This window comes from Streptomyces sp. 1-11 (assembly GCF_007176755.1).
GTDB lineage: Bacteria > Actinomycetota > Actinomycetes > Streptomycetales > Streptomycetaceae > Streptomyces.
In genome coordinates, this window is the sequence record NZ_BJTV01000004.1 from 45,330 (window position 1) to 59,029 (window position 13,700).

General features: G+C 72.0%; 10 protein-coding genes and 4 pseudogenes. 5 read left to right on the forward strand and 9 right to left on the reverse strand.

Annotated features, from left to right (window positions below):
- Positions 1-18: 18 nt before the first annotated feature.
- Both map and TNCT1_RS09905 read left to right on the forward strand, forming a co-directional pair.
- Entirely contained in the window at positions 19-795 is a 777-nt protein-coding gene (gene map / locus TNCT1_RS09900; RefSeq protein ID WP_143630502.1) for a type I methionyl aminopeptidase, read from the forward strand.
- A gap of 156 nt (positions 796-951) precedes the next feature.
- Positions 952-3,651: an ATP-dependent Clp protease ATP-binding subunit gene (locus tag TNCT1_RS09905; protein WP_143630503.1), complete on the forward strand. Its 2,700-nt coding sequence runs from the start codon at positions 952-954 to the stop codon at positions 3,649-3,651.
- A 35-nt stretch (positions 3,652-3,686) separates the two neighbouring features.
- Here TNCT1_RS09905 and ggt read toward each other — a convergent pair whose 3' ends face one another.
- Positions 3,687-5,489 (reverse strand): gamma-glutamyltransferase, encoded by a 1,803-nt coding sequence (gene ggt, locus TNCT1_RS09910; RefSeq protein WP_143630504.1) that lies wholly within the window; start codon positions 5,487-5,489, stop codon positions 3,687-3,689.
- Positions 5,490-5,632: 143 nt separating this feature from the next.
- Between ggt and TNCT1_RS36215 the strand changes: the two are divergent.
- Positions 5,633-5,990 (forward strand): annotated as a pseudogene (locus TNCT1_RS36215) (hypothetical protein); the annotation flags it as partial.
- Positions 5,991-6,807: 817 nt separating this feature from the next.
- Here TNCT1_RS36215 and TNCT1_RS36900 read toward each other — a convergent pair.
- The 5 genes and pseudogenes from TNCT1_RS36900 to TNCT1_RS36640 all read right to left on the reverse strand — a co-directional run.
- A pseudogene (locus TNCT1_RS36900) lies at positions 6,808-7,890 on the reverse strand (recombinase family protein); the annotation flags it as partial.
- Positions 7,891-8,060: 170 nt separating this feature from the next.
- Positions 8,061-8,327, reverse strand: a complete 267-nt coding sequence (locus TNCT1_RS09925) for a PD-(D/E)XK nuclease family protein (RefSeq protein ID WP_143630506.1) — start codon at positions 8,325-8,327, stop codon at positions 8,061-8,063.
- Positions 8,327-8,593: a hypothetical protein gene (locus tag TNCT1_RS09930; RefSeq protein WP_143630507.1), complete on the reverse strand. Its 267-nt coding sequence runs from the start codon at positions 8,591-8,593 to the stop codon at positions 8,327-8,329. The genes TNCT1_RS09925 and TNCT1_RS09930 overlap by 1 nt, the downstream gene beginning before the upstream one ends.
- A 281-nt stretch (positions 8,594-8,874) precedes the next feature.
- Positions 8,875-8,973: pseudogene (locus TNCT1_RS36905) on the reverse strand (WhiB family transcriptional regulator); the annotation flags it as partial.
- 287 nt (positions 8,974-9,260) lie between these two features.
- Complete coding sequence (locus TNCT1_RS36640; RefSeq protein WP_268894161.1) at positions 9,261-9,392, reverse strand: hypothetical protein; 132 nt, start codon at positions 9,390-9,392, stop codon at positions 9,261-9,263.
- A 77-nt stretch (positions 9,393-9,469) separates the two neighbouring features.
- Between TNCT1_RS36640 and TNCT1_RS09940 the strand changes: the two are divergent.
- Together TNCT1_RS09940 and TNCT1_RS09945 are read left to right on the forward strand one after the other, a co-directional pair.
- Positions 9,470-9,859: pseudogene (locus TNCT1_RS09940) on the forward strand (hypothetical protein); the annotation flags it as partial.
- 120 nt (positions 9,860-9,979) lie between these two features.
- On the forward strand, positions 9,980-11,545 hold the full coding sequence (locus tag TNCT1_RS09945; RefSeq protein ID WP_143630508.1) for an alpha/beta fold hydrolase: 1,566 nt from the start codon (positions 9,980-9,982) through the stop codon (positions 11,543-11,545).
- A gap of 260 nt (positions 11,546-11,805) precedes the next feature.
- On the opposite strand, the gene TNCT1_RS09955 is transcribed toward TNCT1_RS09945, so the two are convergent.
- The 3 genes from TNCT1_RS09955 to TNCT1_RS09965 are packed head-to-tail and all read right to left on the reverse strand — an operon-like array spanning position 11,806 to position 13,696.
- The gene (locus TNCT1_RS09955) at positions 11,806-12,225 is read right to left on the reverse strand and encodes a DUF6278 family protein (RefSeq protein WP_143630509.1); all 420 of its coding nucleotides are present in this window, start codon (positions 12,223-12,225) and stop codon (positions 11,806-11,808) included.
- A 15-nt stretch (positions 12,226-12,240) separates the two neighbouring features.
- Positions 12,241-13,020: an exodeoxyribonuclease III gene (locus tag TNCT1_RS09960; RefSeq protein WP_143630510.1), complete on the reverse strand. Its 780-nt coding sequence runs from the start codon at positions 13,018-13,020 to the stop codon at positions 12,241-12,243.
- A gap of 40 nt (positions 13,021-13,060) precedes the next feature.
- On the reverse strand, positions 13,061-13,696 hold the full coding sequence (locus tag TNCT1_RS09965) for an MBL fold metallo-hydrolase (RefSeq protein WP_143630511.1): 636 nt from the start codon (positions 13,694-13,696) through the stop codon (positions 13,061-13,063).
- Between the last annotated feature and the right edge of the window lie 4 nt (positions 13,697-13,700).

Below are 13,700 nucleotides of genomic sequence, written 5' to 3' on the forward strand. Positions count from 1 at the left end.
ACCGGTATAGTAATTGGCATGACGGAACTGAAGACGGACGCGTCGATCGACGCGATGCACGCGGCGGGCCAGGTCGTGGGACGGGCCCTGACGGCCGTACGGCAGGCCGCCCGCGTCGGGGTCTCGCTGCTGGAACTGGACGAGGTGGCCCGGGAGGTGCTGCGCGAGGCGGGAGCCTCCTCGCCGTTCCTCGGCTACCGCCCCTCCTTCGCCCCGACCCCGTTCCCGGGGGTGATCTGCGCCTCCGTCAACGACGCGATCGTGCACGGCATCCCCACCGGCCTGCGGCTGCGCGACGGCGACCTCGTCTCCATCGACTGCGGCGCCGAGCTGGACGGCTGGGTGGGCGACTCTGCGATCAGCTTCGTGGTCGGCCACCCGCGCCCCGCGGACCTGCGCCTGGTCGAGACCGCCGAGCGCGCACTGGCGGCGGGCATCGACGCGGCCCGCGTCGGCAACCGCATCGGCGACATCGCGCACGCCGTCGGCCGGGTCTGCCGCACGGCCGGCTACGGCATCCCGGCGGGCTTCGGCGGCCACGGCGTGGGGCGCCGCATGCACGAGGACCCGGACGTCCCCAACGAGGGCCGGCCCGGCCGCGGGCTGCCGCTGCGCCACGGCATGGTCCTCGCGATCGAGCCCATGCTGATCGGCGGCGGCAAGGACGCCTACTACGAGGCGGAGGACGGCTGGACCCTGCGCACCTCCGACGGCTCGCGCGCCGCGCACGCCGAGCACACGGTGGCCGTCACGGACGCCGGCCCCCGGATCCTCACCGCGCGGGAGGCCGGCTGACGGGCCGGGCGGCCCGTCCGCGGCAGGGGCCCGGGTCCCTGCCGCGCGGGCGTTGCTGCACATGCCCTTCGCACCGGCTCGTGTCATCGTGGCATGAGCGGCCCGCCCCCGGGTTACCCGGCCGCTCCGCACGTCGTCTGCGAAGGAAACGAAACGATGACCAGCGGCTACAACGGCCCGGAGGACCCCTTCGGAGAATTCTTCGCCCGCTTCTTCGGCGGCACCGGCCCCAACGTCCCCGGCGGACAGGGCGCCCCCCGCCACATCGACATCGGCCGCCTGCTCAGCCAGCCGGCCCGCGAACTGGTGAGAGGGGCCGCCCAGTACGCCGCCGAACACGGCAGCCGCGACCTGGACACCGAGCACCTGCTGCGCGCCGCCCTGGCCGCCGAGCCCACCCGGAGCCTGCTCAGCCGCTCCGGCGCCGACCCCGACTCACTGGCCACGGAGATCGACCACCGCGCCGGGCCCGCCCAGCACCCGCCGGGCGAGACCCCGCCGCCGACCTCGCTGTCGCTCACCCCGGCCGTCAAGCGCGCCCTGCTGGACGCGCACGACATGGCCCGTGCGAGCGGCGCCGGGTACATCGGGCCCGAGCACGTGCTGAGCGCGCTCGCCATGAACCCGGACTCGGCCGCCGGGCACATCCTGAACGCGGCCCGGTTCCAGGCGGGCGGGCTGCCGCCGGAGACCCCCGAGGCCACCCCGCCGCGCCCGGAGCGGCAGCGGCCCACCTCGACCCCGACGCTCGACAAGTACGGCCGCGATCTGACCGACATGGCCCAGCAGGGCCGGGTGGACCCGGTGATCGGCCGCGACCAGGAGATCGAGCAGACCATCGAGGTGCTGTCCCGGCGCGGGAAGAACAACCCGGTGCTGATCGGCGACGCGGGCGTCGGCAAGACGGCCGTCGTCGAGGGGCTGGCGCAGCGCATCGCGGACGGCGACGTGCCGGAGATGCTGGCCGGACGCCGGGTCGTCGCACTGGACCTGACCGGCGTCGTCGCGGGCACCCGGTACCGGGGCGACTTCGAGGAGCGGCTGAACAACATCGTGGAGGAGATCCGCGCCCACTCCGACCAGTTGATCGTCTTCATCGACGAGCTGCACACCGTCGTCGGCGCCGGCTCCGGCGGCGAGGGCGGCGCGATGGACGCGGGCAACATCCTCAAGCCCGCGCTCGCCCGGGGCGAGCTGCACATCGTGGGCGCGACCACGCTGGAGGAGTACCGGCGGATCGAGAAGGACGCGGCGCTGGCCCGGCGGTTCCAGCCGATCCTGGTGCCCGAGCCGACGGTCCCGGACACCGTCGAGATCCTGCGCGGGCTGCGCGACCGGTACGAGGCGCACCACCAGGTGCGCTACACCGACGAGGCGCTGGTCGCCGCCGTGGAGCTGTCCGACCGCTACCTCACCGACCGCCGGCTGCCGGACAAGGCGATCGACCTGATCGACCAGGCCGGCGCCCGGGTACGGCTCGGCGCCCGGACCAAGGGCGCGGACGTGCGCACGATGGAGCGCGAGGTCGAGCAGCTCGTCAGGGACAAGGACCAGGCGGTGGCCGACGAGCAGTACGAGCAGGCCACGCAGCTCCGCGACCGGATCGGCGAGCTGAAGCAGCGGATCGCGGACTCCAGCCACGGTGAGCAGGCCGACGAGGGCCAGCTCGAGGTCACGGCGGAGGCGATCGCCGAGGTGGTGTCCCGGCGGACCGGCATCCCGGTGAGCCGCCTCACCCAGGAGGAGAAGGAGCGGCTGCTCGGCCTGGAGCAGCACCTGCACCAGCGGGTGGTCGGCCAGGACGAGGCGGTCGCGGTGGTCGCCGAGGCCGTGCTGCGCTCGCGCGCCGGACTGGCCAGCCCGGACCGGCCGATCGGCAGCTTCCTCTTCCTCGGCCCGACCGGCGTCGGCAAGACCGAGCTGGCCCGGGCGCTCGCGGAGGCGCTGTTCGGCAGCGAGGAGCGCATGGTCCGGCTCGACATGAGCGAGTACCAGGAGCGGCACACCGTCTCCCGGCTGGTCGGCGCCCCGCCCGGGTACGTCGGCCACGAGGAGGCCGGCCAGCTCACCGAGGTGGTGCGCAGGCACCCGTACTCGCTGCTGCTCCTGGACGAGGTGGAGAAGGCGCACCCGGACGTCTTCAACATCCTGCTCCAGGTGCTGGACGACGGCCGGCTCACCGACTCCCAGGGCCGCACGGTGGACTTCACCAACACGGTCATCGTGATGACCAGCAACCTGGGCTCCGACGTGATCAGCCGGCGCGGCGCCGGGATCGGCTTCGGACCCGGCGGCGCGGACGCCGACGAGGAGGCGCGGCGCGAGCAGATCCTGCGGCCGCTGCGGGAGCACTTCAGGCCGGAGTTCATCAACCGCATCGACGAGATCGTGGTCTTCCGGCAGCTCAGCGGCGAGCAACTGCGGCAGATCACCGACCTGTTGCTGGAGCGCACCCGCCGGCTCGTGGACGGCCAGGGCGTCTCGGTGCGGTTCACGGACGGGGCCGTCGACTGGATCGCCGAGCGCGGCTACCAGCCGGAGTACGGCGCCCGCCCGCTGCGCCGCACGATCCAGCGGGAGGTGGACAACCAGCTCTCGCGGCTGCTGCTCGACGGCACCATCACCGAGGGCAGCCGGGTCACGGTGGACGTCGCCGGCGGACGGCTGGACTTCCGCGCGGAGCAGGCCCCGTCGCCCGGTCCCGGGTCACCCGCTCCCCCGCCGTCCGGTCCCCCGCCGTCCGGTCCCCCGCAGGCCGATGGTTCCGCGCCCGGCTCCGGGCCGGCGGCGGAGAGCCGGCCGGGCGGCGAGGCCCGGCCGGACGAGGAACCCCCGCACCCCGCACCCGAGTTGTAGGCCCGGGCCGCGGGACGGCAGCGCGCGGGACGGGGTCACGGCGCCGGGTTCACCACCATCGCCGAGCCGCCGCCCCGCCGCACCTTCTCGGCGGCCGCGAGCCACTTGCCGTCCGGCAGCCGCTGGACGCCGGTGGCCGCGCCGATCTCGGGGTTGAGCTTGAAGCGGTGCCCGATCGCCTCCAGCCGGGCCCGCTCCGCGCTGTCGTACAGGGCCGGTTCCAGCTCGGTCTGCGCGGCGTTGCGCTGGCTGGCGCGCGGCGCCGCGATGGCGTCGACCAGCGGCAGCCCCCGGTCCAGGAAGCCGGTCAGGGTCTGCAGCACGGTCGTGACGATGGTCGCGCCACCGGGTGAGCCGAGCGCCACGACGGGCCGTTCGTTGCGGTCCAGGACGATCGTCGGGGAGATCGAGGAGCGCGGCCGCTTGCCCGGCCCCGGCAGGTTCGGGTCGTGCACGGCCGGGTCGGCCGGCGTGAAGGAGAAGTCGGTCAGCTCGTTGTTGAGCAGGAAGCCCCGGCCGGGGACGGTGATGCCGCTGCCGCCGGTCTGCTCGATGGTGAGGGTGTAGGCGACGACGTTGCCCCACTTGTCGGCGACCGTGAGGTGCGTGGTGTTCTCGCCCTCGTAGGTCGTCGGGGCCGCCTTGCCGCCGGTGCCGCAAGCCGCCGGATGCCGTGGGTCGCCCGGCGCGAGCGGGCTGGTGAGCACCGCGTCGTCCTTGATCAGGCAGGCCCGCGAGTCGGCGAACCGCTGCGACAGCAGTTCCCTGGTGGGCACGTCCTCGAAGGCGGGGTCGCCCACCCAGCGGCCCCGGTCGGCGAAGGCGATGCGGCTGGCCTCGATGTAGTGGTGCAGGTACTGGGTCCGGCTCGCCTTCGACAGGTCGGTCCGCTCAAGGATGTTGAGCGCCTCGCCGACGGTGGTGCCGCCGGAGGAGGACGGCGCGATGGAGTACACGCCGAGGCCGCGGTACGAGGTCCTGGTGGGCGCCTGGAGCTTGGCCCGGTAGACGGCGAGGTCCTTCTCGGCCAGCTTGCCCGGGCGGGCGTTCCAGCCGGAGGCGGGGTCCACCGGCGGGTGTTCGACCGTCTTGACGATGTCGTCGCCGATGTCTCCGCGGTAGATCGCGCCGACGCCCTTGCGGCCCAGTTCCTCGTAGGTGCGCGCGAGTTCGGGGTTCTTCAGCGTGGAGCCGACGACCGGGAGCCTGCCGTCGGGCAGGAACAGCTTCGCGGTGTCCGGGAAGTAGCGGAACCGGGTCTCGTTGGAGGCGGTCTGCGAGCGGAAGGTGTCGTCCACCGTGAAGCCCCGGCGGGCGATCCGCTCGGCCGGCTTCAGGACCGTCCCCAGGCGCTCGCTGCCCCACTCGTCCAGCGCGGTCTGCCAGGTGGCGGGCGTGCCGGGGGTGCCGACGCTCAGGCCGCTGCTGACCGCGTCGGCGAAGGCGAGCGGTTTGCCGTTCTCCGTGAACAGGCCGGAGTCGGCGGACAGCGGCGCGGTCTCGCGGCCGTCGATGGTGTGGACGGTGCGGGTCCTGGCGTCGTAGTAGACGAAGTAGCCGCCTCCGCCGACGCCGGCCGAGTAGGGCTCGGTGACACCGAGCGCGGCGGCGGTGGCGACGGCCGCGTCGACCGCGTTGCCGCCCTTCTTCAGCACCTCGATGCCGGCGGCGGAGGCGTCCGCGTCGACGCTGGAGACGGCGCCGCCGTAGCCGACGGCCACCGGCGTCTTCGTGGCCGTGCCGCCGGCCCTGGCGGTGGGCGGCGCGGCCGCGCCCACCGAGACCACGGCGGCCGAGACCGCCAGAACCGCCAGTTTCCGCGTGCCAGGACGACCCATCCGTACCTCCCGCAGGGACAAGTCCGCGCAGCGTAACGAGATTGCCTCCGTACCGACAGTACGCCTGGGACAGCCGCCACACGAACGTCACACCTCGAACACGGGTACGTAGCGGGCGTGCGGGACCGCTAGCATGCGCGGCCATGAACGACGACGTGCGCAACATCGTCCTCGGGGTCGTGGCGGCCGGCGTCAGCGCCGCTCTGGGCTGGCTCGCCCGCACCTACCTGTGGCGGCGCAGGCTCCGCCGCAAGCAGGCCTTCTTCGGGCTGCCGGACCACTCGGAGTCGCTGCTGGTGGTACCGCAACGCGGGCGGTTCCGAGCTGTCGGTGATGCGGCACGACGTGTGCGCCCTGCTGGAGCTCTCCGCGCTGATCAAGGACTGCAACGCGCACGCCCAGATCGTGGCGCACGACGCGACCCGGCAGGGCTTCGGCGAGCGCACGGAGTTCTGCCTCGGCGGGCCCGTCTCCAAGAGTCGGATTCCCCGTCACCTGGCTTGGACTCAATAGCCCGGGGCCGGATGGTCACCTGAATCTCGATGGAGTCCGGCTCCCAGACGGGCCGCGTGTCCGCGTCCTTCAGCAGCTCCATGGCCGCGGCCCACGTGCCATCGGCCAGCCACCGGTGGGACTGCGTCTGGAGCGACTTCGGGTTGAGGTCGTACCGCGAGCCCAGATCGATCATCCGGTCACCCGTGACCGCCTTCTCCAGCAGGAGCTGCACCACCTGGCGCCGGTCCATCTTCGAACGGGAGCCTCCCATCAGGGGCTTGATCCGCTCCCATCCTTCGTCCGCCAGAACGGGAACGCCCCGGCCTTCCTGGACGAACCACTCACGAATGCCGCAGGCGACGCCCAGCCGGCGCGGAGCGCAGCGGATCACCTGCGCCTCCATGCCCATGAGATCGACCAGTTCGGCCTTCTCTTCGTCGGTCAACTCCGCCAGGTTCTCCCTGGCGATCTCGGCCAGACGCTCGAAGCCCTGAAGGCGCCGGGCGGCGTCAGCGGCCTCCCGCTGGAAGGCTTCCGCTTCGCGCTTCAGCTTCTCCAGGCCCTCCAGCTCCTCCAGATGGGGCTTGGAGGCCCGTTCGGCGGCCTCCGCAGCCTCTCCCTTGGACTGTCCCCGCCGCAGTGCCCTGCGGGCCGCGGCGGCCTCCGTGACGTCGACCAGATCCTCTGTCTCGGCAATCTGCTGGTCCAGCTCAGCGATGCGCTGCGTGTGGTCCACACGCTCACCGGCCGTCGCGTCCAGCCAGTCCTGGGACAAGGCCTTCATGCGGTCGGCGTCGCTCAGGACGCGTACCACGTCCTGCCACACCTGCCGCTCAATGGCGGTGGCTTCCAGGTAAGGGCAGGAGCACTGGTCGCCGGCTCCGGCGTAGGACTCCTGGCGGCCCTTGCACCGGTAGATGACCTCATTCGGCCGGTGCTGGTGGCCCGCGTAGTACTTGCCGCACGGGCTGACCATGCAGCCGGTCAGCAGGTAGACGCGCTGCCGCGTCTTCCTCGGCCGCTTCCTCTCGGATGCGGCGGCCTTCAGCGCTTCGATCTTCTCCTCCGAGAAGATCTCGGGCAGCTTGATGATCACCGAATCCCCGAAGACCGGCCGGCCCTCCTGGTCCCGGGCCGCCGCGCTGCCGCGCCAGACCACCTGCTGTTCCAGCACGGCCTGGCCGAGCATCCGGCTCCGGATGTTCTTGCGCGTCCAGGGAGCACCCGAACGGGTCAGCCGCTTCTCACTGTTGAGCGTGATGGCGACCGTGGTCCAGCTCTTCGTGCTCAGGAAGACCTCGCGCGCCCTGCGCAGCGTCTCGGCCTCTTCGTCGTGCACGGCGTAGTGAGAGACGCCCTTCACGCCGCGCTCAGCGATGCACCAGCCGAACGGCACTGTGCCGCCCGGGTACAGGCCGTCTTCGGCCTTCTCCTGGATGCCGCCCTGCGTGCGGTCCCGGATGTTCTCACGCTCGTCTTCGGCGTAGTCGGCATCCTTGCGCATCTGACTGCGGCCGGCGGGCGTGGAGTTGTCGTAGTCCTTCTTGACTACGGCCACGTACACGCCCAGGTCTTCCAGCTCCCAGACCCACTTCCAGAACGCCCGGCCGGTGCGGCCGATACCGCGGCCCTCGTTGACAACGACCATGTCGAACGGGCGGGGCGTCTTGCGGGCGGCCTGCATGAGCCGCTTGAGGTCGGGCCGGTCATCGGCGTCCAGGCTGCCTGAATAGCCTTCGTCGGCGTAGGTGCCGACGTGGGCCCAGCCCTTCTTCTCGATGTACCGGGCCGTCTTCTTGCCCGTGTAGGCGATGCCGTAGCCCTTGGCCTGATCCTCGGTCGATACCCGGAGGTAGTCGACGGCTCGCAGGGTGAGCGTTCCAGTGGCCCTCAGCGCCGTGTCCACGGCGCGCGGAGAGTCTTGGTCATGTCAGTCCCTTCACGACTGGCGATGTGATCCCGGGAGGGCCTGAGAAACGCTCCCGGGATCACTCATATGGCGCTGATCTTAGGACTCCACGCCGCCAGCGCGGGGGCGGAACAGGATCTCCAGCGCGCGGCGGTGCGCCGCCGCGCTCACCTCTTCACCCCCTTGGCTCGGGCCGCGGACAGCTGGGTGTCGAAGTAGGCCTCCCAGATGCGGCCGATGTTCTCCCGGGAGGGATCTTCGTTCCCGACGATGCTCATCAGGTCGTAGTGCTCGGTCGCCTCGTGCACGGCGGAGCCGCCCACGAGCCACATGGCGGGCATCTGCGGGGCCCGTGTCATGCGGGTGAGGAAGTACGCCCGAGCGCAGCGCTCCAGCGTCTCCCTGGAGCTGTGAGAGATGTGCGGGGGGAGCATCAGGCCGCCTTCTTCTTGTACCGGGCGTTCGCCGCGGCCCGGCAGCCGCGGCACTGCCGCTTCCCGTTGGGGTCCACGTACGTGTTCTCAGGCGTGCGCTCGTGGCCGTTGCGGCACTTCCCCCCGCTCTCCGCGCGCCCGCTCGCGGCGTCCGGCCGGTTGACGTACTCCCTGATGGCCTCGGGCTGGGGGAAGTAGATCTGCACGTCATCGGCGGGACTCCACTTGTAAGATCTGTAGCGACGGCCGCGGCCGTCGATGAGCACGAATTCTTCTTCTCCGCCGCCCCAGGCTCCAGCTCCACCGGCCTCAGCTCCACGACCTCGGCCGGCTCTTCGTCCTCCAGCGCCCGGAGATGGCGCTCCCATTCGCGGATCAGGTACATGGCCGGCTTCTCGGGGATGCCGGTCATCCGCTGGATCTCGCGGAAGACCGTGTCCAGCTCGTGCCTGAGGCGGCACAGCTCCTTGCCCAACCTCAGGCGCCGCTCCTGCGGCCGGCGCTTGACGGCCGCGGGCAGGGCCTGGCGGATGCGGAAGCGCTGGTGCGGGTCCAGCCCGCCCCATACCCCGTCGTTCTCCCCCAGCGTGTCCCGGCGGCACTGGTGCATGACCGGGCACATCTGGCAGATTTCCTTGGCCTGGTCCCAGGCCTGCTGCGTCTTCTCCGAGGGCGCCTTGCTGACTTGACGACGTCTTGGCGAAGAAGCGCTTGTAGTCCGCCGGGTCGGTGCAGATGGCGTCCTTCGGGTGCGTCCGCTCGATGTCGTAGAGCATCAGGGGACCCTCCGCTTCCTACTTGTGAGGTGCCACGCTCCGCAGGCGCCGCAGTAGTAAGAGGCCCGCTCTTTCCTACCCCGCTTGAAGAAGATGAGCAGGGCCGCTCGGGCCTCGTAGCGGGTCGCGTAGGGCTTCTTATTGCACTGCTCCGGCATCAGCGGTACCTCAGGTACGCCGCGGCCATGAGCAGGCCAATGCCTCCGCTGATGATGCTGCTGGCCACAGTCCAGCCCAGCTCCGAGCGGCGTTCCTTGAGCGCCCTGGCGGCGCACTTGATCAGTTCCACCAGTACGGCTCCCCTGACATGACGAAGGCCGCCTTTACGGCGGCCGGGATGATCAGCTTCTGAAGTCGGGTCATGGCGCCGACCAGCTGCCGGGCGTGGGGGTGAACACCCAGGCGGAGTCGGGCCCGGAGGCGGGCGCCTTCCGCATCGGCGGCGAGGACTACCGCGTGGACAGCGGCAGGAGCGAGTACGTGCTGCTGGCCCGGCTCACAGCGGGCGGCCGGGGCGAGGCCCGCCCGGTGTTCCTGTTCTGCGGGCAGCGGGCGATCACCAACCAGGCCGCGACCCGCTATCTCGCCCGCGAGCACGAGCGGTTGGCCCGCAAGTACGGCTCCGGTTCCTTCGTGCTGCTGCTGAAGGTGGTCAACTCCCAGGCGTGCGGGCCGGATGTGGTGGAGCTGGTGGCGGACGTGACCCGGGCGGCCCGGACGCCGGCACCGGAGCCCGCCGCGCCCGCGGCCTCGTAGCCCGGCGGTCCGGCCCGCCAACCACCTTTATTCGCAACTCACTTACCGACGGGTAGCAAATCTGCGGGCGCGCGGTTACCGTCGGGTCACTTTGCATCCCACCGAGTGAGGAGTGACCCCATGAGAGACGGTCGCACCGGTCCGCGCGCCCTGGCCGTCGGCGCCCTCGCCACCGCCCTGATCGCCGGCACCGCCGGCGGCCCGGCCGCGGCCGCCCAGGCGGCCCCGTCCGTGCGGTTCGTGGACATCGCCGGCGCCGGCGGCACCGTGCTGAAGGCGAACGTCGTCACGCCCGCGGACGCCGACGGCTCGCGGACCTACCCGCTCGTCGTGCTGCCGACGAGCTGGGGCTTCCCGCAGGTGGAGTACCTGGCCCAGGCCCGAAGGCTCGCCGACTCGGGCTATGTGGTGCTGGGTTACAACGTGCGCGGGTTCTGGCAGTCCGGGGGCGAGATAGAAGTGGCCGGTCCGCCGGACACGGCGGACGCCTCCCGGGTGATCGACTGGGCCCTGGCCAACACCCCCGCTGACGCACGCCACATCGGCATGGCGGGGGTCTCCTACGGCGCCGGTATCAGCCTGCTCGCCGCCGCCCACGACAGGCGGATCAAGGCGGTGGCCGCGCTCAGCGGCTGGGCCGACCTGATCGGCTCCATCTACTCGGGCCGCACCCAGCACGTCCAGGCGGGCGCCCTGCTGGACGGCGTGGGCGCCCTCACCGGCCGCGAGAGCCCCGAACTCCGGCAGATCTTCGACCGTTTCTACGCGGCCGACCTGTCCCACGAGCAGGAGATGGTCGACTGGGGGCGGAAACGTTCCGCCGCGACCTATACCGACCGGCTGAACCGCAACGGCGCCGCGGTGCTGCTCGCCAACGCCTGGGGCGACACGGTCTTCCCGGCCAACCAGTACGCCGACTTCTACCAGAAGCTGACCGTGCCCAAGCGGCTCGAACTGCGCCCCGGCGACCACGCGACCGCCGAGCTGCCGGGCCTGTTCGGGCTGCCCAACGACGTGTGGACGGACACCGGCCGCTGGTTCGACCACTACCTCAAGGGCGTCGACAACGGCATCGACCGTGAGCAACCGGTCCAGCTCAAGTCCCGTAGCGCGGGCGGATACGAAGGCTACCCGGACTGGAAGTCGGTCGGCGCGACCCGCCGGAAGACGGCGCTGCCGGGTTCCACCACCATCCACGCCGGCGTCGACTCGGGCGCGGACGGCGGGATCGTGTTCCTCTCCAGCATCCTCGACCAGGTGGCCCGGGTGCCGCCCGTCGCCGCGGTGCCGCTGCTGCCGCGCCGCTGGGCGGCCGTCTGGCAGTCGGAGCGGTACGGCACGGCCCAGCGGGTGCGCGGCACGGCCACCCTGCACACCACGCTCACCCCGACCGCGGAGAGCGGCACCATGATCGCCTACCTGTACGACGTGGGCCCGCTCGGCTTCGGCAAGCTGGTGACCAACGCGCCCCTCACCTGGCACGGGCGGACGCCGGGAGAGCCGTTCGGCGTGGACCTGGACCTGTTCTCCACCGCGTACGACGTGCCCGCGGGGCACCGTCTGGCGCTGGTGGTGGACACGGTCGATCCGCTCTACATCGAGCACAACCCGTCCGGCGCGCAGCTGACCTTCTCCTCGCCGGCGGACGACCCGTCGTACCTGTCCGTCCCCTTGCGCGAGCAGTGATCTCCGGCTGCCGCCGGACGAGCCTGGCCCGTATGAACTGCCGGCCCCCTGCGGTCGCGGGACCGTGGGGGTTCCCCACCCGGCAGCTTGCCCATCCCGATGCGGCTCGGCGCGATCACCATCACCACGGGGATGAACGGCAAATCGTAGTCGAGGTTGGGGGCAATGGGCTTCCCCGCGTGGAGGATCGCCTCTCACCTGCGGGAAAAGCCGAGGAGTGACACGGGAGTTGCCCCCGGGGACCGAGGGGCGGCGCGGTGTCAGGACTCGGAGACCTCCGCGTAGAGCTGCGACAGTTCGGGGACGCCGCTCGCGGCCCACTCCTGCCCCGGGCGCACGACCTCGACCTCGCGTCCGGAAGCGAGCCGCACGACCGGCTCGCCGTCGGCCCGGATCCGCCAGGCGGCGCCGGGCACGGTGCGCACCACCACCGTGCCCACGTACAGCCCCGCGTCGTTGCCCAGCCAGGGCAGCGTCTCCGCGTCGTCGCGCCAGCGTGGGACGAGCTGGTCCAGCGCCTCGAGGGAGGCCGGGGTGTCGTCGAGACGGACACCGGCCTGGGCCGCCTGGGAGCGCAGCAGCTCACATTCGGACAGCAGCGCGGCGATCGCCTCGGCATCGCCCGGAAGCGCGGCGCGGCCGTTCTTGTGGTGCCGGTGGCCCAGGAACGGAATGTGCATGGACCAAGCGTGGCATCACACGTCCAGGTCGACCACCACCGGCGCGTGGTCGGACGCGCCCTTGCCCTTGCGCTCCTCGCGGTCGACGTAGGCGTCCTTCACCGCGCCGGCGAAGGGCGCGTTGCCGTAGACCAGGTCGATGCGCATGCCGCGGTTCTTGGGGAAGCAGAGCTGGCGGTAGTCCCAGTAGGTGTAGGGGTGGTCGTACTTCAGGGGCCGCGGGACGACGTCCGCGAGGCCCGCCTCGCGCAGGGAGGCGAGGGCGGCGCGCTCGGCCGGGGTCACGTGGGTGGAGCCCTCGAAGGCGGCCCGGTCGTAGACGTCGTCGTCGGTCGGCGCCACGTTGTAGTCGCCGAGCACCGCGAACGGGCGGCTGCCGGCGGCGTCTCCGGCGACGGCGGCCCGCAGCGCCTCGAACCACTGGAGCTTGTAGGCGTAGTGCGGGTGCTCCACCTCGCGGCCGTTGGGCACGTAGACCGACCAGACGCGGACCGGGCCGCAGGTCGCGGCGAGGGCGCGCGGCTCCGTCACGCCGTCGTAGCCCGGGTCGCCCGGCAGGCCCTTGACCACGTCCTCGATGCCGACGCGGGAGAGGACCGCCACGCCGTTCCACCGGCCGGTGGCGTGCACGGCCGCCTCGTAGCCCAGCTCGCGCAGCGGCTCGGACGGGAACTGCTCCTCGGCGACCTTCGCCTCCTGGAGGCAGAGCACGTCCGTGCCGCTGCTCTCCAGCCAGGCCAGCAGCCGCGGCAGGCGGGCGGTGATCGAGTTCACGTTCCAGGTGGCGATGCGCATGTCTCACAACCTACCCGGCGGGTGTGACAGCCGGCCCGCCTCACAGCTCGGCCGACGCCCCCGGGGCGAGCCGCCGGTGGTCGGCGCCGCCCAGGCCGCCGATGTGGGCGTCGTAGATCGGCCGGGCGAGATCGGTGAGCAGGGCGTCGTGGACGTCGACGACGCGGCGCGGCGCGACCTCGCGGACGTAGTCGATCACCTCGGCGATCTTGTTCCAGGGAGCCATCACCGGCACCAGCAGGGTGTCCACCGGCCGGCCGGGGACGGTGAGGGCGTCGCCGGGGTGGAAGACCCGGCCGCCGTCGATCAGGTACCCCACGTTGGCGACGCGCGGGATGTCCGGATGGATCACGGCGTGCAGCTCGCCGCGGGCCTGCACCTCGAAGCCGGCGGCGGTGAAGGCGTCACCGTCGCCGACGGTGTGCACCCGGCCCGGGAAGGCCGCCGTGAGCCGGTCGGCCACCGGCTTCACGGTCCAGAGCTCCGCGCCCGGGCGGTCCTCGAGGGCGGCCCGCAGCCGGCCCTCGTCGAAGTGGTCCGGGTGCTCGTGCGTGACCAGGATCGCGTCGGCGCCGGCCGCCGCGTCCGGCTCGCTGAACCCGCCGGGGTCGATCACCAGCGTGCGGCCTCCGCTCTCCAGGCGGACGCAGGCGTGGGACTTCTTGGTGAGCTTCATGGCT

What these genes read in the sequence shown, in the direction of transcription:
- map (WP_143630502.1), top strand. Translation starts at nt 19, where the DNA reads ATGACGGAACTGAAGACGGACGCGTCGATCGACGCGATGCACGCGGCG.
- TNCT1_RS09905 (WP_143630503.1), top strand. Translation starts at nt 952, where the DNA reads ATGACCAGCGGCTACAACGGCCCGGAGGACCCCTTCGGAGAATTCTTC.
- ggt (WP_143630504.1), bottom strand. Translation starts at nt 5,489, where the DNA reads ATGGGTCGTCCTGGCACGCGGAAACTGGCGGTTCTGGCGGTCTCGGCC.
- TNCT1_RS09925 (WP_143630506.1), bottom strand. Translation starts at nt 8,327, where the DNA reads ATGCTCCCCCCGCACATCTCTCACAGCTCCAGGGAGACGCTGGAGCGC.
- TNCT1_RS09945 (WP_143630508.1), top strand. Translation starts at nt 9,980, where the DNA reads ATGAGAGACGGTCGCACCGGTCCGCGCGCCCTGGCCGTCGGCGCCCTC.
- TNCT1_RS09955 (WP_143630509.1), bottom strand. Translation starts at nt 12,225, where the DNA reads ATGCACATTCCGTTCCTGGGCCACCGGCACCACAAGAACGGCCGCGCC.
- TNCT1_RS09960 (WP_143630510.1), bottom strand. Translation starts at nt 13,020, where the DNA reads ATGCGCATCGCCACCTGGAACGTGAACTCGATCACCGCCCGCCTGCCG.
- TNCT1_RS09965 (WP_143630511.1), bottom strand. Translation starts at nt 13,696, where the DNA reads ATGAAGCTCACCAAGAAGTCCCACGCCTGCGTCCGCCTGGAGAGCGGA.